Annotated in this window: 17 protein-coding genes; 12 read left to right on the top strand and 5 right to left on the bottom strand. The window is 50.6% G+C overall.

From position 1 onward, the window contains the following. Nucleotides 1-156: 156 nt before the first annotated feature. The 6 genes from MKX50_RS10530 (at nt 157) to MKX50_RS10555 (ending at nt 8,134) form a co-directional block, all read left to right on the top strand. The gene (locus MKX50_RS10530) at nt 157-1,137 is read left to right on the top strand and encodes a LacI family DNA-binding transcriptional regulator (RefSeq protein ID WP_213588691.1); all 981 of its coding nucleotides are present in this window, start codon (nt 157-159) and stop codon (nt 1,135-1,137) included. Between the two features lie 15 nt (nt 1,138-1,152). Next, entirely contained in the window at nt 1,153-2,043 is an 891-nt protein-coding gene (gene rbsK / locus MKX50_RS10535; protein ID WP_213588690.1) for a ribokinase, read from the top strand. After that, the gene (rihC, locus tag MKX50_RS10540) at nt 2,040-2,960 is read left to right on the top strand and encodes a ribonucleoside hydrolase RihC (RefSeq protein WP_213588689.1); all 921 of its coding nucleotides are present in this window, start codon (nt 2,040-2,042) and stop codon (nt 2,958-2,960) included. The genes rbsK and rihC overlap by 4 nt, the downstream gene beginning before the upstream one ends. Before the next feature lie 120 nt (nt 2,961-3,080). Beyond that, nucleotides 3,081-4,508 carry a C4-dicarboxylate transporter DcuC gene (dcuC, locus tag MKX50_RS10545; protein WP_213588688.1) on the top strand — a complete coding sequence of 476 codons (1,428 nt, stop codon included), beginning with the start codon at nt 3,081-3,083 and terminating at the stop codon, nt 4,506-4,508. A gap of 200 nt (nt 4,509-4,708) precedes the next feature. Continuing rightward, the gene (locus tag MKX50_RS10550) at nt 4,709-5,821 is read left to right on the top strand and encodes a DUF4349 domain-containing protein (RefSeq protein WP_213588687.1); all 1,113 of its coding nucleotides are present in this window, start codon (nt 4,709-4,711) and stop codon (nt 5,819-5,821) included. Between the two features lie 117 nt (nt 5,822-5,938). Continuing rightward, entirely contained in the window at nt 5,939-8,134 is a 2,196-nt protein-coding gene (locus MKX50_RS10555) for an alpha-galactosidase (protein ID WP_213588686.1), read from the top strand. A gap of 58 nt (nt 8,135-8,192) precedes the next feature. On the opposite strand, the gene MKX50_RS10560 is transcribed toward MKX50_RS10555, so the two are convergent. Continuing rightward, nucleotides 8,193-9,443 (bottom strand): methyl-accepting chemotaxis protein, encoded by a 1,251-nt coding sequence (locus tag MKX50_RS10560; RefSeq protein WP_339159569.1) that lies wholly within the window; start codon nt 9,441-9,443, stop codon nt 8,193-8,195. Nucleotides 9,444-9,685: 242 nt separating this feature from the next. On the opposite strand from MKX50_RS10560, the gene MKX50_RS10565 reads away from it, so the two are divergent. From MKX50_RS10565 to MKX50_RS10580, 4 genes are read left to right on the top strand one after another with little or no spacing between them, the layout of a single operon-like run. Then, nucleotides 9,686-10,360, top strand: coding sequence for a PAS domain-containing protein (locus MKX50_RS10565; protein WP_213588684.1), 675 nt, complete (start codon nt 9,686-9,688; stop codon nt 10,358-10,360). 45 nt (nt 10,361-10,405) lie between these two features. Continuing rightward, nucleotides 10,406-11,581 (top strand): MalY/PatB family protein, encoded by a 1,176-nt coding sequence (locus tag MKX50_RS10570; RefSeq protein WP_339159572.1) that lies wholly within the window; start codon nt 10,406-10,408, stop codon nt 11,579-11,581. A gap of 20 nt (nt 11,582-11,601) precedes the next feature. Continuing rightward, nucleotides 11,602-13,080 carry a Na+/H+ antiporter NhaC gene (gene nhaC / locus MKX50_RS10575; RefSeq protein WP_213588682.1) on the top strand — a complete coding sequence of 493 codons (1,479 nt, stop codon included), beginning with the start codon at nt 11,602-11,604 and terminating at the stop codon, nt 13,078-13,080. A gap of 29 nt (nt 13,081-13,109) precedes the next feature. Then, nucleotides 13,110-13,496 carry a RidA family protein gene (locus tag MKX50_RS10580; RefSeq protein ID WP_213588681.1) on the top strand — a complete coding sequence of 129 codons (387 nt, stop codon included), beginning with the start codon at nt 13,110-13,112 and terminating at the stop codon, nt 13,494-13,496. A 103-nt stretch (nt 13,497-13,599) separates the two neighbouring features. Here MKX50_RS10580 and MKX50_RS10585 read toward each other — a convergent pair whose 3' ends face one another. The 3 genes from MKX50_RS10585 to MKX50_RS10595 all read right to left on the bottom strand — a co-directional run bounded on the left by MKX50_RS10585 (nt 13,600) and on the right by MKX50_RS10595 (nt 18,207). Then, complete coding sequence (locus tag MKX50_RS10585; protein WP_213588680.1) at nt 13,600-16,035, bottom strand: glycosyl transferase; 2,436 nt, start codon at nt 16,033-16,035, stop codon at nt 13,600-13,602. Nucleotides 16,036-16,142: 107 nt separating this feature from the next. After that, the gene (locus MKX50_RS10590) at nt 16,143-17,198 is read right to left on the bottom strand and encodes a LacI family DNA-binding transcriptional regulator (RefSeq protein ID WP_213588679.1); all 1,056 of its coding nucleotides are present in this window, start codon (nt 17,196-17,198) and stop codon (nt 16,143-16,145) included. Nucleotides 17,199-17,325: 127 nt separating this feature from the next. Beyond that, nucleotides 17,326-18,207 (bottom strand): molecular chaperone DnaJ, encoded by an 882-nt coding sequence (locus MKX50_RS10595; RefSeq protein WP_213588678.1) that lies wholly within the window; start codon nt 18,205-18,207, stop codon nt 17,326-17,328. 185 nt (nt 18,208-18,392) lie between these two features. Between MKX50_RS10595 and MKX50_RS10600 the strand changes: the two genes are divergently transcribed. Beyond that, on the top strand, nt 18,393-19,655 hold the full coding sequence (locus MKX50_RS10600; RefSeq protein ID WP_339159575.1) for an MFS transporter: 1,263 nt from the start codon (nt 18,393-18,395) through the stop codon (nt 19,653-19,655). A 63-nt stretch (nt 19,656-19,718) separates the two neighbouring features. Next, nucleotides 19,719-20,723: an aldose 1-epimerase gene (locus tag MKX50_RS10605; protein ID WP_339159576.1), complete on the top strand. Its 1,005-nt coding sequence runs from the start codon at nt 19,719-19,721 to the stop codon at nt 20,721-20,723. 123 nt (nt 20,724-20,846) lie between these two features. Here the strand turns inward: MKX50_RS10605 and MKX50_RS10610 are convergent, their stop codons facing one another. Beyond that, nucleotides 20,847-21,200, bottom strand: a complete 354-nt coding sequence (locus MKX50_RS10610; RefSeq protein WP_213588676.1) for a LytTR family transcriptional regulator DNA-binding domain-containing protein — start codon at nt 21,198-21,200, stop codon at nt 20,847-20,849. Between the last annotated feature and the right edge of the window lie 177 nt (nt 21,201-21,377).

A 21,377-nucleotide genomic window follows, 5' to 3' on the forward strand; every position in this document is an offset into this window, starting at 1 on the left:
TGGTCTCGTAGGCTAGTTAAGATGAAAATGAAAGAATGCCTGGTTCTGGCTTTCATAGTACCAAAGGTGTTATCAAAAAATAAAAACATATTGACTTCTTGCGAAATGGGGAGTATATTTTGTGTGTAACCGGTTACCTATGAGTGGAGTGAACATATGATCTCAATCAAAGACGTTGCCAAGCATGCAGGCGTATCTGTAGCGACAGTATCCAGAGTCTTGAACAATAGCGGATATGTTGGCCAGGATACGAGGGTCAAAGTTGAAAAAGCGATCAAAGAGCTCAATTACAAGCCGAACGAGGTGGCAAGAAGCCTGTTCAAGAAGCAGTCCAGCACCATTGGCTTGATCGTGCCCGACATTATGAACCCCTTCTTTCCTGAGCTCGCGAGAGCGGTTGAAGATACGGCAATTCAGTTAGGATACAATGTGATTCTTTGCAATTCGGATGGAGATGAGAAGAAGGAGCAAAATTACCTGGATGTCCTGCAGCAGCAGTATGTAAACGGTATTATTGTTTCTTCCAATACGCTGACAGCGGCGCAAATCGAACGGCTTAACATTCCGGTCGTCAGTATCGACCGGGTGATTAGTAAAGGCCTGCCGACGATTGTCGTAGAGAATAAGAAAGGGGCCATGATGGCAACGCGCTTCTTGCAAAGCAAGGGCTGCCGCAGGATTGGCCACATCAAAGGGAACAGCCGTGTCCTCAATGCGAAAGAACGCTGTGAAGGCTACATGGAAATTGTCGGCGAAGAGCCATGGTTCAACGAGACATACATCGCGGAGGGCCAATATGACATGCAGTCGTCCATTCAGGCGACGCTGGAGCTGCTGCAAAGGCATCCTGATATCGATGGAATCTTTGCAGCGAATGACATTATGGCGATTGGTGCGATTAAGGCGGCGTATCAGCTTGGCAAAAAAGTGCCTGAAGACATAGCCATCATCGGCTTTGACGGCATCAGCCTGTCCAAGGCGACAACGCCGGAACTGACCACAATAGAACAGCCCATCTACGAAATGGGAGAGAAAGCGACCAAACTGCTGGTCAGCTTAATGGAGCAGCAGCAGACTGCGGATCCAGAGAGCTATAAAGTACTGGATGTTACCCTTATAGAGAGAGAATCAACCTAAGAAGGAGAGACAGAAATGGAGCGGAAACCTAAAATTACTGTTGTTGGCAGCATCAACATGGATCTAGTCACCATAACAACTCAAGTGCCTAAAATCGGTGAGACGCTCCTTGGCAAGCAATTTCAGATGAACCCCGGCGGAAAAGGAGCCAATCAAGCAGTAGCAGCAGCACGCCTTGGAGCAGATGTTCGTTTGATTGGCTGTGTCGGGAATGACCGCTTCGGTCAGGACATCTTACAGCACCTCAGAAATGAAGGTGTTGATGTAAGTGATGTGGAACCGGTTACAGATCATACAGCTACTGCTACGATTACCGTTTACAACGAGGACAACAGCATTATTGTCGTGCCGGCAGCCAACCATCATGTAACCGCGTCATTTGTAGAATCCAAGCGTGAAGTTATCGCACACAGTGATATTCTTCTCGTCCAACTGGAAATACTATTGGAAGGTGTGCAAAAGGCGGTAGAGATTGCCAAAGAGAACGGGGTTACCGTTATTCTGAACCCGGCTCCGATTCAGGAGCTGCCAGCTGAGCTGATACGTCAGGTGGACTACCTTACGCCTAATGAGCATGAGCAGGCTCTTCTGATGCAGCAGCTTCATGACGAGGATATCAGCGGCAAGCTGGTCGTTACGAAAGGAAGCCAGGGCGTGTCGATCATGGACGGGGGCCTGGAGGTGAACGTTCCGGCCTATAACATTAGCGTCGTAGACACGACTGGAGCAGGAGATTCTTTTAACGGTGGACTGGCCGTTGCCTTAAGCCAAGGAATGACTTTGCGAGATGCTTGTGAATTTGGCAATGCCGTTGCTGCCCTATCAACAACGAAGCTCGGGGCGCAAAGCGGAATGCCAACGAAAGACGAGGTTGCCCACTTTATTCAAGGAGGACGAAATCAATGAACAAAAGACCGATTATTATTGACACCGATCCAGGAATCGACGATGCAGTTGCATTAGCCATAGCCTTGTACAGCGAGAAGCTGGATGTGCGCTTAATTACTACCGTAGCCGGAAATGTAGGCTTGGATAAGGTAACCTTGAACGCCTTGAAATTGCTGAAGTTCTTCAAGAAGGACATCCCTGTAGCGATGGGGGCGGACAGACCGCTGATCAAAGCGCCGATCGATGCGAGCAATGTCCACGGCTCTACTGGAATGGACGGTTATGATTTCGAAGAGCCTTCGAAAGAGCTGCTTTTGCAGGAAAATGCGGTCAATGCGATGCATCGGGTCATTATGGAAAGCGAACAGCCGATCACTTTAGTTCCGATCGGACCTTTGACAAATATTGCGCTTCTCCTGCGAATGTACCCGGAAGTCAAAGAGAAGATTGCCGAGGTAGTCATTATGGGCGGATCGACGGCCCGCGGCAATGCCGGAGTCATGGCCGAATTCAACATATTTGCCGATCCTGAAGCGGCGAAAATCGTGTTCCATAGCAATCTGCCTGTCGTCATGGTTGGTCTTGACGTTGGATTGAAAGCGCTCGTATATCCTGAAGACAGTGAGCGGCTGAAGGACATGAACGAGACAGGGCAAATGATCTATCAGCTGTTCCAAAAATATCGCGGCGGCAGCATGAAGACGGGATTGAAAATGTACGACAGCTGTGCCATTGCCTATCTCCTGCAGCCAGAGATGTTCACTGTTGCCGATACTTTTGTAGATATAGAGTTAAGCGGCTCTTTGACATCCGGCTGTACTGTTGTGGATCTGAAAGGATACCTTGGCCAAGAGAACAACGCTAAAGTTTGTGTCGATATCGATCCGCAAATGTTTAAAACGTGGTTTTTGGACGGCTTGAGCAAGTGCAACTAAGTTACGCCTGATCAACCGGGCTCTGCATTACGAATCTTTGCTTGATCACTGGATACTCTGATCTGCATCTGATTTGAGTATTATCGGCACCCAATCTGCATCTTTAGGAGGAACGTCTTTATGGGGTCTAATTTAGTCATGTACGGCTCAGCGATTGTTGCTGTACTTATCGTTATTTACATGTTAATCAAGAAAATGGACATTAAAATCACTCTTTTTCTCATGGGGATCATTTTGATTTTGGTGGCAACGGCAATGGGCAACGGGATTGCCATCAAGGATTTCGAATCGACGGGTTCGCTATGGCTGGATCCGCTTCAGGTGATCGTGCTCCAATTCAAGCAGACGTTTACGGCTGCGGGCTTCATCATCCTCCTGCTTGGGGGCTATACCGCTTATATGTCCGCCATTGGAGCAAACGAAGTGACGGTCAACGCTTTAACGAAGCCTATTTCCAAAATTAAGTCGGCTTACATTCTAGTTCCTATCGTATTTTTGCTCGGCAATCTGCTGTCTCTTGTCATTCCGAGTGCATCGAACCTGGCGATCATTTTGCTGGCAACCTTGTTCCCGATTCTTAGAAAAGCGGGCATGTCGGCGCTTTCCGCGGCGGCGGTCATCGCTACATCTGCCACGATCGTTCCTACGCCGCTTGGAAGCGACAACGTCGCCATCGCCCAGGAGTTGGCCAAACACGCGATGTTCGCCAACTTGACGGTAACGGACTATGTGTTCAGATATCATGCTATTGTATCCATTCCAACCTTGCTCTTTATCGCACTGGTTCATTATTACTGGCAGAAGCGAATGGACAAGAAAGCAAGCCATTTGCAGGCTGAAGCCGAAGTAAATCATGAATCCAAGGAGGATATGGAAGTCAAAGGCGGCAAGCTGTTCAAAACCGTGTACGCACTTCTGCCGATCTTCCCGATTATTCTGCTGCTGGGTACTTACGCAATTCAGATTACGACAGGCAATGCCATTGAACTCAGCGTAGAGGTCGCAACCTTGGTTTCGTTCGTGCTCGCGATCATCTGCGAAGTCATTCGCCATAAAGGCGACAGAAGTGTACTGGAAAAAACGGAATCCTTTTTTAAAGGAATGGGTGGAGCGGTACCGATCGTCGCCCTGCTCGTTGCCGCTTCCGTTTTTGTTACGGGGCTGAAATCTATCGGTTTAGTCGATGCCCTGCAGCAATCCATGCAAAATATTCAAGGAAACGGACTAGACTTCATTCTGCCGCTGATCCTTGTAGCCATTACGGCGCTGATCGTTATTCTTAGCGGCAGCGGTACGGCTTTGATCTTCGCCATGGTGCCGTTAATGGTTCCGTTAGCGGATGCAGCAGGAATCAGTCCGATTGCAATTTCGGTGCCGATGGGACTTTCGGGCAACCTGTTCCGCGCGGTATCGCCGGTGGCGGCCGTTGTGCTGATCGTTGCCGGTACGGTGAAGACGGATCCAATCGCGATCGTAAAAAGAACGTCGGTTCCAATGATCGCAGGTGTGATCTTTATGTTCATCCTGTCCATGGTTATCTTTCTGTAACATTAATTCATCATCAAACCAAAGAAGAACAGGCCTAGATCCTGTTCTTTTTTGATTTGGAAACCATTTGTTCAGAATATTACCTTTCATAAAGCAAAACGGGTTAGTTACCTAAAAAATCGTCACTAGACTAATTAATTATCGCTTTGCTGCAACCTTCCAAACAATGGAAACGTCGAGGGTGCAAAGGGGGTAATAGAATGATTAAGAAATGGAAATGGGTACTATGTATAGGAACAATGACATTGTCTTTGCTGTTAGGCGGGTGCGGAAGCGCGAGCAGCAATAAAGCAGCCGACAGCAAGGCGGACAGCGGTTTTTCCGCAGAGTCTGAACTTATGAGCATGAGCGCGGATGTTAGCATGAGCACAGCAACAACCGAGCAAAGCATGCCAGCTGCCGGCAGCAATGAGGCGCCTGTAGGAAATCAGTCGTCCACTACGCAGGCTGGCGATTTTCAGGTGCCAGGGGGAAGCCCAGGCATGCAGGCGATTGACGCCCCGGCTGGGCTGAATAAGAAGCTGATTTACCGGGCAAATGTTGTACTGGAAGTGAAGGATTACGGCAAGGCCCAGTCCGAGGTGCGGAATTTGGTGGCCATGTCGGGCGGCTACATTGTGGAATTTACCGAGAACCAGTCTCAGCATGAGCAGGGCGGTACGATCATCCTGAAGGTGCCATCGTCCGGATTTTCCTCATTTTTGGACCGTCTGGAGAAAATGGAGCACGAATCGCTGCAGCGCAGTATGCAAGGGCAGGATGTTTCCGAGGAGTACGTCGATTTAGAGTCGCGGCTCAAAGTGAAGCAGGCGATGGAGTCTAGATATTTGCAATTTCTGAAGGAAGCAACAAAGAGCAGTCAAATGGTGGAGTTCGCTAATGAACTGGAACGGATTCAGACGGAAATTGAACAAATCCGGGGACGGATGCGCTACATTGACCAGAACGTGGCTTATTCTACGGTGGAAATCCGGCTATATCAGCCGGAGGTGAACCAGGTCAATCCCTCCGCTAAGGGCAAGGAACCGCTCGGCCACCGGGCGTGGAGCGCTTTGGACAGCAGTCTGAAAGCATTATCGGTCGCTATGGAATGGATCATCGTTATTTTGTCTGGCGCCCTGCCCATATTGCTGCTTCTTGGCATCATTGCCGCTCCGATCTGGATGGTGCGCCGCAAGCGGCTGCTCAAAGCTAAGGAATACCGCCTTCAGCGCAAAAATACAGTCAATCCGCCAGCCGGAACAAAACAGGCAGGACAGGCAGAAGCGGCGGACAATCAAGACATTCCACGCCATGAAGATGACACAGACTGAAAGGCAAACTGAAATTAGGACACAAAATTCCATATAGAATATCACTTTACTGTCGTTACGTAACTTGGAGAACATAGTAGAATACAGGGTATCAGCTATTGATTAGGAGGAAATGGAATGCCTATTTACTATGACGAAGCATCCGGTATTTTTCATTTGCAATCGCATCAAACCAGTTACGTCATTCAACTCGTGCGGGGCTTGCCTGCACATGTATATTTCGGTCCGCAGCTCCGGCAAGGAAGCAATTTAAATGATCTGCTTCACAGAGTGGAGCGCTCGTCGTTCTGCCCAAACCCATTTCCGGACGACAAAACGATATCGCTGGATACTTTGCCGCAGGAGTACCCGCAGTATGGTACGAGCGATTTCCGGAGCCCGGCTTACCAGATCAAGCTGTCTAACGGAACCCGCATTTCCGAGCTGGTCTACCGATCACACCGTATCACAGCCGGGAAGCCAGATTTGGAAGGGCTTCCGGCGGTTTATACGGAGCAGGATAACGAGGCGGAGACGTTAGAACTCGTGCTGCATGATGCCAAGGCAGGGTTAAGTGTAACGCTGTATTATACGGTATTCGAGCAATTCAGCGCCATCGCAAGATCGGCTAGACTGGCGAACGAAGCGGGAGAGGCGCTGCAGCTCGAGCGGGCGTTAAGCGCCTCCATTGACTTGCCTGATGCCCGTTATGATGCGCTGTATTTATCAGGCGCATGGGCCAGGGAACGCCACATTCAGCGAAGAGCGCTTGCGCCGGGCGTAACCGGAATCAACAGCCGCAGAGGGTCGAGCTCGCATCAGTTTAATCCTTTTCTCGCGCTGCTCCGTCCTGAAACGAATGAGCGCCAGGGCGAGGTGTACGGCTTCAGCCTGATTTATAGCGGAAATTTTGCCGCCGAGGCCGAAGTGGATCAATTCGGAACAACGCGCGTATCGCTGGGCATCAATTCTTTTGACTTTTCTTGGAGGCTTGAGCCGGGGGAAGCTTTCCAGACGCCGGAAGCGGTGCTCGTCTATTCCGCTGAAGGGCTTGGGGGCATGTCGCGTACATTCCACAAGTTATATCGTACGAGACTGTGCCGGGGCGTGCACCGGGATCTGGAACGTCCGATTCTCGTCAACAACTGGGAGGCTACGTACTTCGATTTCAATGCCGACAAGATCGAAGCTATCGCCAAAAAAGGCGGCGAGCTAGGCATCGAGCTGTTCGTGCTGGACGATGGCTGGTTCGGCAAACGGGACTCCGACAACAGCTCGCTTGGCGACTGGTTTGAGGACCGCCGCAAGCTGCCAAACGGCTTGCAGGATCTTGCCGAACGGGTGAAACGGCAAGGGCTGCAGTTCGGACTGTGGTTCGAGCCGGAGATGATTTCCCCGGACAGCGATTTGTATCGCAGCCATCCGGACTGGTGCCTGCACGTGCCGAATCACCGCAGAACCGAAGCACGCGACCAGCTGATCCTCGACATGTCGCGCGCGGATGTAAGGGAATATCTATACGGTCGGCTCAGTGAAATTTTTACGAATGTGCCGATTTCATATATTAAATGGGATATGAACCGCAACATGACAGAGATCGGCTCTGCGCTCAGCTCCCCTGAGCGGCAGAGCGAGACGGCTCATCGTTATATTCTCGGGCTGTATGAATTGATGGAGCGCTTGACTAGTGAATTCCCGCATATTCTGTTCGAGAGCTGCTCCGGAGGAGGGGGGCGCTTTGATCCGGGCATGCTCTACTACATGCCGCAAACGTGGACTAGCGACGATACCGACGGCGTGGAGCGTTTGAAAATTCAATATGGCACTAGTATCGTCTACCCGGTCTCGACGATGGGCGCTCACGTGTCGGCGGTGCCGAACCATCAGGTCGGCCGCAAGACATCATTAGAATTCCGCGGGGACGTAGCGATGTCCGGCAATTTCGGCTATGAGCTTGATTTGACGACATTTACGCCGGAGGAAGTGGAAATTGCCAAAGCCCAAATTGCAAGCTACAAGGAAATTCGCGGGCTGGTACAGCAGGGCGACCTATATCGTTTGTTAAGTCCCTTTGAAGGCAACGAGACATCATGGATGTTCGTCAGCGAAGACCGCAGGGAAGCGCTGCTGTTCTACTTCCATGTGCTCGCCGAGCCGAACGCGCCGCTGAAGCGCGTGAAGCTGGAAGGCCTTGATCCATTGCTGGACTATCAGCTAGGGGATACGGATACCATCTACGGCGGCGACCGTTTGATGGCAGCCGGCTTGCCGATAACTTCCATTCGGGGCGATTTCGAGAGCAGAGTTGTGCACCTAAGAGCGATTTCGCAATAAGAACTGAGGAACAAGAAAGCCATGGCCCAAGGCCATGGCTTCTTTGTTGCATTCACATCTAGAATTTGAAAATATGTATCGTTTTTTGCAGCTGGAAAACCGCGTTTTTCATGGCTTCCGTTTCTTCCGCCATCTTCTGGATCGATTGGATTTGCTCATTCATCGAAGCCGATACCTGCTCCGTACCTGCAGCTGACTGTTGGGTAATCGCTGATATGTTCTGAATAGACTGGGAAATATGCTGCGCGCTGTCCAGCATGCTCTCGCTTTCTCTGGAGAAGGCTTCGATTTGCTCGGAAATATACTGCACGCTTTGCACGATTTGCGCAAAAATTTGCTCAGCTTCCCGGATCATCAGGTTTTGCTGCTGTACGACCTCTTCGTTAATTTTTATGTTGTGTCCGGCCAGCTTCACATCATTTTCTATGCTCCGAACGAGGCTGAATACCTCTTTCGTGGAAGCGGTGGATTCCTCCGCCAGCTTGCGAACCTCATGGGCGACGACAGCGAAACCTGCGCCATGCTCTCCTGCTCTAGCTGCTTCGATCGAGGCGTTGAGCGATAGCAGGTTGGTCTGCTCGGCGATTTCCGAAATCGTAGCTGTAATGCGTGTAATGCCCTGGGCGTTAATGGAGAGCGCGTTGATCGACTCCGCGACCTTCTGTGTCGCATCAATATTGCGGCGCATCCCTTCGGCCTGCCTGGAGACGGATTCCCGCCCCTTCTCGACGAGCTCCAGCGTATCGCGGGAACGTTCATTCATTTCTTTGGTAGAGTCGGTATAATTGCTGACCTTATCTTCGATCTGACGGATGGACTCCGTCATGTCGCTGACATCCTCGGAAATCTCGTTGGCTCCAATCGCCAGTTCGTTGGAGGACTGGGCCACCTGACCCATAACGTGAATGAGCTCTTCGTTCCTGTCCGAAATAGCCCGGCTGGAATCCATGACTTTACGGGTAATTTCGGAGGTCTCCTGCAAAATTTTGCGAAGCCTGTCTATCATGCTGTTAAAAGATCGGCTTAAATTATCCATGCCTCCCGATTCGTTGATCCGGCTAGTGAAGTCGCCTTTGGCAATCTTGGCCGAGGCGTTGGAGATGTCATCGAACGATTCCGTAAGCGCTTTCTGAACATAGCGGGTAAGTGGGATAGTAAGCGCTCCCAGAATGGCAACCAAGACGATCCCCGTCAATAAGTGGCCCTGTAGAATGAACAAAATCAGCGTCGGTATTCCGAAAAGGGCGGCGATGCCGTAGCAGGCTGCTGAAATCTTTCCGCCAAGGGGAAGTCTGTTGAACCATGACATAAGAATGATGCCCTCCTTAATAAAAATAGGATGTTTATCCCATTATATCATCCGAAAGGCCAAGGGGATATATCGATTTTCGAGATATTGGCAGAATAGATGGCGGATATTGGCAGCAATTTCAATTAAAAAATACTTGAAAACGCTTAAAGCATATTTTATGATGAAATTAGATAATAAATTATTATCAAGATAAGAAAATTATTATCAATCAAACAAAAAAGCGAGAGTAGGGGATACGCATGGAAGCAACGCGGCGGCTGCTGGAGTCCTATTTTCCGATCGCTTCTTTTATCGCGGCTATTGTCGGTCCAAAATGCGAAGTGGTCGTTCATGATATCAGCGATCCGGAGCGTTCGATCATTTTCATTGAAAATGGACATATCAGCGGCCGTAAAATTGGAGACGGTTCTACGGATCTGGTGCTCAAAATATTAAAGGGGGAAGCATATCGGGATAGACATTATATCGTTAATTACAAGGCCACCGGCCCCCGGGGACAGCAGTTCAGATCCTCAACATATTTCATTAAGAATACCGAGGGGACACTGGTAGGCTTGATGTGCCTGAACATCGATATTACACATATGGAGGTTGCGGCCGAGTGGATCAATCATGTGCTGCAGGGCGGTGCGCTTACGCTTCCAACGCCTATGGACACGGCTTCTGAGGACAAACCTCAAGAATCGGAATTTCTGCAAGGCAATGTGGATGATTTGCTGCAGCATATGATTAACAATGCCCTGAGCAAAATGAATCTGCCGATCGACCGCCTGTCCTCGAATGAGAAAATCGAAATCGTGAAAGAATTGAATGAGCAGGGAGTATTCTTGCTTAAAGGGGGCGTCTCCCAGGTAGCGAGCGCGCTGTCGATCTCTGAGCCTACAGTGTATCGTTACCTGCAGAAGCTGAGATAGACGGGTGGACACCTGCCCAGTAATGGACATCAAGGAGGAAGCAGGATGGAATACAACTTTGACGAAGTCGTTTCACGCATAGGGACAAATAGTGCAAAATGGGATGGTCTTGTTGAATCAATGGGTAAGGACATGATTTCTCTTTCGGTAGCCGATATGGACCTGAAGGCCCCGCCTGCAGTCATGGAGAAGCTTGAATCGTTCGCAAAACATGGAATCTACGGTTATACGGATGCATTTGCTTCCTATTACCAGGCAGTGCAGGGTTGGCTGGAACGTTCCTATCATTGGCAGGTGCCGCTGGAGTGGATCGTGTTCTGTCCACGAATCATACAGGCTGTATCCTTGGTCATTCAGCAGTTCACAAACGAAGGAGACGCCATTCTTATTCATACGCCTGTTTATCAGCCTGTCGCTAAAGCGGTTTCTTTAAACCATCGCGTGCTGGTAGAAAGTCCGCTGAAGCTCGTTGCCGGGCATTATGAAATTGATTTCGAAGATATGGAGCTGCGCATGCAGCAAGGGGTAAAAATCGTGCTCCTAATTACGCCCCACAACCCGGTTGGACGCGTGTGGACGAGAGCGGAGCTGGAACGGATCGCTGCTTTATGCATTAAGTACAACGCGCTGATCGTCTCCGACGATATTCACGCCGATTTTATCCACGAAGGGCATGAACATACTGTCATTGCCAAGCTGTCGGAGGAAATCGCCCAGCGCAGCATCATCTGCACATCCCCAGGTAAGACCTTTAACCTGGCAAGCCTGGAAATTTCCAATATCATCATCCCTAACGAGACAATCAGGGAACGATTCAAGCAGGCCTTGCAGCAGGCCGGCATTCATAACCCGACCTTTTTCGCGGTACCGGCTTTGGAAGTTTCTTATACCGCATGTGATGATTGGCTTGAGGAGCTGCGAAAATATTTAAGAGGCAATATGGCCTATGCCAAGGCGTTCATCCAGGAGCATATGCCGGAACTAACGGTGATTGAACCGGAAGGTACTTATCTGCTATGGATCGATTGCCGAGCTGTCGATCAGGCGGAAAGCGGTTTAAAGCGCTGGATTGAACAAACGGCACGGGTGAGCGTAAGCTTCGGGTGCTCCTTTGGGGCAGAGGGCGAAGGTTTTATACGCATTAATATAGCTGCGCCGCGCAGCGTGCTTAAAGAAGCCCTGACGCGGATGGCCGCAGCCTATCCATTGAAGAAGACCTAATATTAGGAGGAAAATACATCATGAGCAAGCAGAGCATAAACCCTAATGTAAAACAACCGACGTTATTTTTGGCCCTACTTCCGATATTGACGATGGTGCTGCTCCTCAGCCTGGGCTATGTCATGTTTGAATTGCCGCCAGAGCCATTAATCATTGCGTCTACGGTCGTAGCCGGCTTGATCGCCATTAAGCTGGGTTACAAGTACGATGATATTCTGGAATCGATCGCGCAAAAAATAGCCAAGACGATGCCAGCGATCCTGATCTTGATTACAGTTGGTTTTATGATCGGGGCATGGATGGCCGGCGGTACGATTCCGATGATGATATACTATGGCTTGAAAATTATTAATCCGCAATTTCTATTGATTACAGCGTTTCTCGTAACTTCCGTAGTTTCGATTTGTACGGGTACCTCCTGGGGCTCCGCGGGAACGATCGGGGTAGCCTTTATGGGCGTAGGTGCCGGGATGGATGTCAACTTGGCGGCTGTGGCAGGTGCAGTAGTCGCAGGCGCGTATTTTGGCGACAAGCTGTCTCCGCTTTCCGACACGACGAATATTGCTGCACTATCCACAGGCGTTAATTTGTACGAGCATATAGGCCATTTGCTGTATACGACGCTGCCATCGTTTGTCGTTGCCAGCATCGTCTACGTCATTACCGGGCTTAACGCGAACGCTGCAGGTGCTGTAGTGCCGGAGAAGGTTGGTACGATCATGTCGACCTTGGATACGATTTTTGACTGGAATCTGCTGCTTCTGGTTCCTGTACTCATTGTTTTATACGGATCGATCACGAAGAAGCCTACGATTCCGGTCATGCTGTTTTCATCCTTTTTCGCGATGGCCAATGCGATGATCTTCCAAGGCTTTACCCTGCATGATGTTGTATCTTCCGTGATCAACGGCTTTGATGTTACGATGGTGCATGCTGCCGGTTTTAATCCTGACACCGTTATTGCCGATATTCCGCGTCTTCTGAACCGCGGCGGGATGAATTCGATGATGGGGACGCTGCTTATCTGCTTTAGCGCGATTACGTTCGCCGGGACGATTAGCTTGACGAAGTCCCTGGAGCTCATCGTCAACAAGCTGCTCAAATTTGTGCATAAGACAGGTTCGCTGATCGTTACGACCATCATCACCGGTTTGACGATGATCGGTGTAACCAGCAACGGTCAAGTATCCATCCTGATGCCGGGCGAAATGCTGCGGGAAGCTTATATCCGCCGCGGCCTGCATCCGAAGAACCTGGGGCGGACGATTGAAGACTCTGCGACTATCATCGAACCAATACTGCCGTGGACGGCTGCAGGTGCCTATATGGCAGGAACACTGGGCGTCGCGACACTGGACTATTTGCCTTGGGCGGTCCTGTGCTGGACGGGGATTTTCTTCGCCACAATTTTAGGTTTTACGGGCATCGGCATTGCCAAGCTGACGCCGGAACAGCAGCAAGAAATGCTGCGGGAGTATGAAGAAGAGACAGCGAAATAAACAAATGGAGAAGAGGAGAGAGAAGACCAATGGAACAACAAGACAAACAAGTAGTAGCGACCACAGAGGCGCCAGGAGCGATCGGGCCGTATTCACAAGCGGTCCGTTTCGGGCATCTGCTATTCACGTCGGGACAACTCGGCATGGATGCGTCCGGCGTATTTCCGGCAACGGTAGAAGAGCAGACGAAGCGTTCTTTGCTTAATGTGAAGGCGATTCTGGAAGCGGCGGGATACGGGATGAAGGATGTCGTGAAGACAACTGTATTTTTGAAAGACATGAACGATTTCGGTGCCGTTAACGCAGTCTATGCGGAATTCTTTGCCGAGCCATATCCGGCGCGCAGCGCCGTTGAGGTGGCACGCCTGCCGAAGGACGGCCTGGTTGAAATTGAAGTGGTTGCGGCCAAGTCCTAAATTTTAATAGCAGCTGAGAGGAACAAGCAACAGCCCTCTATCCTTTGACAGGATGGAGGGCTGTTTAATATTTATCGATTATACAACGATAAGAGCTGTAAGCTTAGCCAAGCACAACCTCAACCTGATGCGTGCGGCCATCGCCGATTGGAGCGATAATATTGCCTTCAATAGCTTTGCCGTCAACCGTGATGCTCTTCACGCCTTTGGACACATGGCTTGGGTTTTTGATGGAGATTTCAAACGTATCTCCGCGGAATACGCGGGTAACCTGCAAGCCATTCCAAGAAGAAGGAATGCACGGATCAAGCTTCAGGCCGTCAAACTCTGGCTGAATGCCTAGGATGGCCTGCGTAATCGCCACATAGTTCCATGCTGCCGTTCCGGTCAGCCAAGAGTTCTTCGCTTCCCCGTGATTCACCGCGTCTTTTCCTGCGATCATTTGCGAATATACGTAAGGCTCCGTCCGGTGAATATCGCTGATCTCCTCGAGGTAAGCCGGAGCAATTTTGGAGTAAACTTCAAATGCGCGGTCTCCGTTGCCCAGTACTGTTTCCGCAATCATGATCCAAGGATTGTTGTGACAGAAAATACCGGCATTTTCTTTATATCCAGGCGGATAGGATGAAATCTCGCCCAGGTTCAGGTAGTACTTGGAATACGGCGGCTGCTGCAGAACGATGCCGTATTTTGTATCCAAGCGCTCCTCAACGGAAGTCATCGCCTTCTGAGCCAGACCTTCCTCGACGCCGATGCCGGCCATGACGCAAATGCCTTGCGGCTCAATGAAGATTTGGCCTTCCTCGTTCTCCTTGCTGCCGATTTTCTGGCCGTAGTGGTCATATGCCCGCAGGAACCAGTCGCCGTCGAAACCATGCTCCAGCGTAGTTTTACGCATCGCCTCCATGTGGGCTGCAGCTGTGGCAGCTTCTTCTTCCAAGCCGCGTAGACGGCACAGCTTCACGAAATCGGGAGCGACGAAGACGAACAGTCCGGCAATAAAGACGGATTCCGCCACACGTCCTTCAATATTGGCCGTCGTCTGGAACGATTCACCGGGCTCCTTGGAGAAGCAGTTCAGGTTGAGGCAGTCGTTCCAGTCGGCGCGGCCGATCAGCGGCAGGCCGTGAGGACCTAGGTTGTTGATGACATGGTAATAAGAGCGCTTCAAATGCTCGAACAAGGTGGCCGTATTGTCCGGATTGCTGTCGAACGGAACCTGCTCGTTAAGAATGCTCATGTCCCCGGTTTCTTTAATATAGGCGGACGTGCCAAGGATCAGCCATAGCGGATCGTCGTTGAAGCCGCTGCCGATTTCGTTGTTGCCCTTTTTCGTAAGCGGCTGGTACTGGTGATAAGCGCTGCCGTCCTCGAATTGGGTGGCCGCGATATCGAGAATCCGTTCCCGGGCTCTTTCCGGAATTTGATGAACAAAGCCGAGCAAATCCTGGTTCGAATCCCGGAAGCCCATGCCGCGTCCGATGCCGGATTCAAAATAGGAGGCGGAACGGGACATGTTGAACGTAACCATGCACTGATACGGATTCCAGATGTTCACCATCCGGTTCAGCTTATCGTCGTCGCTTTGAATTTGATATTTGGACAGCAGGCCGTCCCAATAGGAAGCAAGCTCCTGCATGGCACGATCGACATCCTCGTCAGTCGCAAACTGCTCGATCATCGCCAGCGCCGGTTTCTTGTTGATGATGCCCGGAGCTTCCCATTTCTCATCCTCTTCGTTTTCGACGTAGCCAAGAATGAAGATGAGACTCTGCTCTTCGCCTGGAGCGAGGGACAGCTTCACTTCATGGGAGCCGATCGGCGACCAGCCGCTGGCGATCGAATTCGTTGCTTTGCCTGCAGTGACGGCCTGAGGTTCATGAAGGCCGTTGTACAGGCCTACGAACGATTCACGGTCCGTATCGAAGCCGTCGATGCGGCGGTTGACAGAGTAGAAGGCATAATGGTTTCTGCGTTCGCGATATTCGGTTTTATGATAAATGACGGAATCCTTCACTTCGACTTCCCCAGTGCTTAAGTTGCGCTGGAAGTTCGTCATGTCGTCCTGGGCGTTCCAGAGACAGAATTCGGCAAAGGAGAAGAGGGATACGTCTTTGGCTTCGGTCCCCGTGTTCTTGACGGTAAGGCGGTGCACCTCGCCCTGGTAGCCAAGCGGAACGAAAGCCAGCTGTGTCACCGAGATGCCGCCCCGCTCCCCGGTAATAGAGGTATAACCAAGTCCATGGCGGCATTCATAGAAGTCAAGCTCGCGCTTGACCGGCATCCAGCCCGGCGTCCAGAAATCGCCGTTATCGTACAGATAGTAGTAGCGTCCGCCTGTATCCAGCGGAATGTTGTTGTAGCGGTAGCGGGTAATCCGGCGCAGCCGGGCGTCACGGTAGAACGTGTACCCTCCGGCCGTATTGGAGATCAGTCCGAAAAATTCCTCGTTGCCAAGGTAGTTGATCCAGGGATAAGGAGTTTGCGGGGTGTTAATGACATATTCCTTGCGTTGATCGTCAAATGTTCCGAATTTCATAAATAATGGCTCCTTTCATTTGTGAACGCGCGTTTATTTTATTGCAAAAGACGTCCTCTCTAACTCTAAGGATGGAGAGGAGTCTGTGTTACTTTGATAAAGCTGCGCTAGGGCGCCAGCGGTCTGCAAGAATCCCTCGTTACCAGCCGGGTCGGAAAGCTCAGTGTGCTGAAGCCCGTCTGCTCGCCGCTGCAAATACGGATTATTAAATCCACCGCGGCTTTGGACATTTCCTCGATCGGCAGACTGACCGAAGTCAGCTTGGGATGGACGCGGGAGGCCAGCTGCACATCGTCGAAGCCGATGATGGACAGGTCGTCAGGAACCGAGATGCCCCGCTCTGCAAAGGCCTCCATCGCTGAAATCGCCATGTCGTCGTTCGAGCTGAACAGGGCGGTTGGCAGCTCTACCCCGGAATCCAGCAGATCCATTACAGCCGCATACGCTTGCTCCTTCAGGAAATCTCCTTGCAGGATGCTGCTCTTCACGATTGGCAGATCATGCTTGCGCAGCGTATCCTCGTAGGCCATGTAGCGCTCGCGGCCGGAGTAAGTATTCATCCGTCCCTGAATGATGCCGATATGCCGGTGGCCGAGTCCAATGAGATATTCCATCGCCTCCACCGTGCCCTCGTAGTCGTTCGAATTGATAATGGCTAAATGATGCTTGTCGAGACGTTCAGCCGTAATTTCCGCAATGTCGTAATCGATGAGGACGAGCGGGGCGCCTTGCCCGACCATTTCCCGCACGAGCTCGATGTCCTTCTGGGTGCCGACGAGAATGCCGCCGTCGATTCGTTTCTGCTGGAAGGCCTGCTTTACTTTTTGAAAGTCGTTCCGTGAATAGACCGTATGAATCAGCACGTAAAACCCCCGGGCGTTCGCCGTGTCGACCACCAAGTCGACGATAGGGGCGAAGTAGCTGTTCTGGTATATTCGACGGGCATTTTCTTTCTCGTTCATGCTGATTGCAAACAGGCCGATCGTATCGGTACGTTTGCCGGCGAGGGCGCGGGCAAAGCTGTTCGGCTCGTAATGATGCCGTTCAATGACCTCAAGCACCTTGGCCCGGGTAGCCTCCGGGACGTTTGGATAATTGTTGATGACGCGGGATACGGTGCTGCGCGATACCCCGGCCAACTTAGCGATATCTTCGCTGCGCATATTCATCACTCTTTCTGTAAACGCGCGTTTATGACCCTATCATAAATGAAGCCCAAAGATAAATCAATCGTAAAAAGCATGACAAAAAAGCACGAAGCGTGAAGCAGCCCCGTGCTGATGATTCCTGCTATTTCATATGTTCCAGATAACGCTTGATGAATAATATCACATTGTCATACCGTTCCTCATTCCAGCCTACCGCTGCGATCATTTCTTTCTTGAAGAGCGGGAGCTGGTCTGCCAGCTCGCTGGATGTCAGGTCAATGGCATATACTTGGGGCTCCGGATCCTCTTCTGCCTGCGCGCGAAGCGCAGCATGATCAGGCAGCACGGGGCTTAGTACACCTTCGCTTTCCGCTTGGAGGTTCTTGAAACCGCCGCCGCCGGAAATCCAATCAAAGGTCGGCTTATCAATAACATATAAGTCAGGTTTTTCAGTAGCGATAACGGCCATTGCCTTTTGCCGGTAGACCATTTCGCCCTGTTCAGGGACGTAAGTGATTTGCAAATCTACACGGTTCCATTCGGGAAACTGCTTGAGAATCGCTTGCTCCAGCACTTCTTCTTCGTTATTCGCTTCATCCACCGCGAAATTGCCAATCAACAAGATGGATAGATCAAGAGGGGGCAGTGCCGCGATTCGTTTCTGCTCTGCGCGGTAATCCGCGAAGGCGTTAATACCAAAAATCAGCACGACGACCGCAATGATCCCAACGATGACATGCGTTCTATAAACACGGAAGAAGTCGTCGATTTTCTCTGCCGTTCCTGCGAATTTTCCCCATTTGGCGAATCTGTCCCGGCTCATTTGCTCAATTTTGCGCTGATCCTCATGCTCGGTAATCAGCTTGTAGGCCCGCAGCGAACGCTCGTATTCGCTGTTCGCTTCATCGCCTCCCTTACGGGAACGAGATTTGCGCAGCACCATGTCGAAAGCTTGTTCTACTTCTTCTCTGGAAGCGTTCTCGGACAGGCCGAGCTGTTCGTATGCCTTTTTCAAATCGTCCATGCCAAAATCTCCTCTGTTTCCTCTCATTATGTATAGAAAGTGTATGGAAAGAAACCCATGTATTTATTATACTGTTAATTTGGAACGAATGGAAATTTGGCTGCTAACACGGTAAAAGGGAGTGATTTGCCGAATATTTGGATGGGTCCGCGGTTGGGGAATAGGAATTAGAAGGAGTGTCATCATTGAGGGAGAGCTTGAAACTGAAGTTTTATACGCGACGCAAAACGTCTCTCCAGCGTAGAAACCTAGCTATTGCGACCTGGGAAGGTTTTCCCGCTGTCATATTTCAAACCCTGCTGGGCGGTCAATTTTTGACGGGTTATTTGCTTTATTTAGGAGCTACGTCCGGCCAACTGGGGTTCGTGTTGGCTATTACGACCTTTGTGAATATTGCTCAAATCGCTGTGGCGTTTCTAATTCAGCGGCTGACGAGCCGGAAATGGGCTTTGGTATTATTCATTGCCATACACCGGATTTTATGGGCGTTTACGGGGCTTGTCCCGTTTCTGTTCCCTAAACCGTACTGGGTTAGCGCATTTATCGCATTTTATGTCACGGCATGCCTGTTTAACACAGTTGGAGGGATGCTGTGGAATTCGCTGATCAGTGACATTGTGCCCGCACGTGTGCGGGGCCGGTATTTCGGCATCAGGAATACGCTCCTGAATGCAGTTGGAACCCTTACGATGTTCACTGGCGGCCTGATTCTGGACCGGTTCCCGGAAAGCCAGGGCTTTCTGTATTTGTATATCATCGTTTGGGTATGCATTATCGCCAATATCATTATGTTCATGTTCTATCCGGATGTGACGTTCGAGCGCTCCGCCGAGAGCAAATTTCTGCCGATGCTGCGCAAGCCGCTGCAGGATAATTCATTTATTAAAGCAACCCTGTTCCTGGCCAGCTTCCTGTTCTTGCAAAACCTGGTGGTACCGCTTTACTCCTACGTGATGCTCGAGCTGCTGAAAATTAACTATCAGACGATATCCCTGCTTAACGTCTCACAAACACTGATGATGATGTCGAGCTTCTATATTTGGGGAAATCTGAATGCAAGATACAGCAACAAGCGCTTGCTGTATTGGACGCTGCCGATTATTGCAGTCTCGATCATGAGCTGGGGCATGCTGTCGGTATTGCCGCAGCTGCCGGTGCTGTTTGCGGCCCATATGCTGTTCGGCGTTGGTGTCGGTGGGTTTAACCAGCTGGCGTTCAATTTCATGATTGGGGATACGCCGAAAAGCGAACGGCCCATGTATATGGCCATGTATTCGGCGATTACGGGGGTTGCCGCTTTTTTCGGACCGCTGCTCGGAGGCAAGGTTTATGAATGGATCGCGGATTGGCCGCGTTGGATTCAGGTATTCGGGATGCAGCTAGGTGTCGCTGCGGCGATGATCGTCCTGGCACTCGTGCTTGGCCGGCGAATTCTGCGCGATGCTTGATGTGAACCACGGTTTGATAGATACTGTTATTACCTGCTTAATTATTGAAGGGAGAGTAATTAAATGACGCAACTCAAAGCTTATGAAGGCATGTATCAAGGCGAAAAGGCCATATGGCTGCAGGCTGGAAAATACGAAGCGGCGCTTGTTCCAAATGTAGGCGGGAACCTGATCGCTTTTCGTGATAACGAAAGCGGTTTCCGCTTTCTGCGTGAGCCGGCTGAATCGGAGATGGATGAATTCCGCGGCAATCCGGGAGTATACGGGATTCCGGTTCTTTTCCCGCCAAACCGTTATGAAGACGGCAAATTTCCTTGGAAAGGCACGACCTACCAATTCCCAGTCAACGAGGAGGCTACGGGCAACCATCTGCACGGGTTCCTACATACAATTCCCTGGGAGGTAGAAGAGTTCGGCAGCACCCAGCAGGAAAGCTACGTTGTCGCCAAGGTTAGCGTAGATGAAGCGCACGAGGTCTATCGTTATTTGCCGTTCAAATTTACCGTTCGCCTGAAATATACGCTGGGTGAGCATGGGTTGGCGCAGCATGTGTTCTTACGCAATGACGGCGGGAACGAGATGCCTTGTCTGCTGGCCTTCCATACTGCTGTTAACGCTCCGTTCGCAGCGGAAAGCAAGGCCAGTGATTACAGGATGAAATTCACGATTGGCGAGCGGTGGGAGCTGAACGAACGGATGCTGCCGACAGGGAAGCATATGCCGCTGAGCGCTGAGGAAGAAGCGATGAAGAAGGAAGGGGTGTATCCTTTCTTTACTTCGCTGGACAATCATTATACCGCAGTGCCGCAAAACGGCAGAAACCGCATGGAGCTGACGGATTCCAAGTTGGGTCTGACGCTCGTGTACGACGTTGGAACATCCTATAAGCAGTGGATGATCTGGAACAACGGAGGCCAGGAAGGCTTCTTCTGCCCTGAACCCCAGATCAATTTGGTGAATGCGCCTCATGTTGGCCTGCCGGCCGATGAGATCGGGCTGTTCAGCCTGGCGCCAGGCGAAATTTGGGAGGAATCCGCAAGATTGTATGTGAAGCAGGCGGCGAAGTAATCATCTAGCAGCAGGCCGCAAGGCTTATGGAAACTATATAGCATAGCAAAAAAGCAGCGCTGTTCCCGCTTTGACGCGGGAACAGCGCTGCTTTTTTGTTTGGTCTGATGGAACGGCGGCAGTTTACCCGACTTCAGCTACACTTTCGTTCCGCTCGGGAAGAAGGCGCTTGATCTGCTCCAAATTTCTTCTTGGTACATTGATCGTCTTGATGCCATGAATCTGATCCCTAAATAGCAGTACGTTGTCCTGGATGTCCGTCACCTTGTTCAGGTTGACATAACAGTTGGTGCTTACGCGGTAGAAAGAGGGGTCTGAGATTAGTTTTGAGGTTTGGTCAGCAGATAGTCTCTTTTTTATACTGTAGTTTCTGCCGTGGAAACAAACTAAGCCATGACCTCCTACTTTGAAGAAATAAGCGTCATGTGGATCGAGGGCCTCGTAGACGTTCTTCTCCTCTAGTCCGACATTCATCATTCCAAAATCCCCCTTTAGATGATGTTGTGGAAGCGCTTGCAGTATAACATATTTTTCGCGGTTTGTGTAGTACTTAGGCTTAAATTTTAAATGTTTCCAGCAATTGCCGGACTGGACATTTGCCTGAAAGTACGGAAGAATAGGAAGACAAGATGTTATAGAGAAGGAGTGTGACCA

It is taken from the genome of Paenibacillus sp. FSL W8-0186 (genome assembly GCF_037969765.1).
Classification (GTDB): domain Bacteria; phylum Bacillota; class Bacilli; order Paenibacillales; family Paenibacillaceae; genus Fontibacillus; species Fontibacillus woosongensis.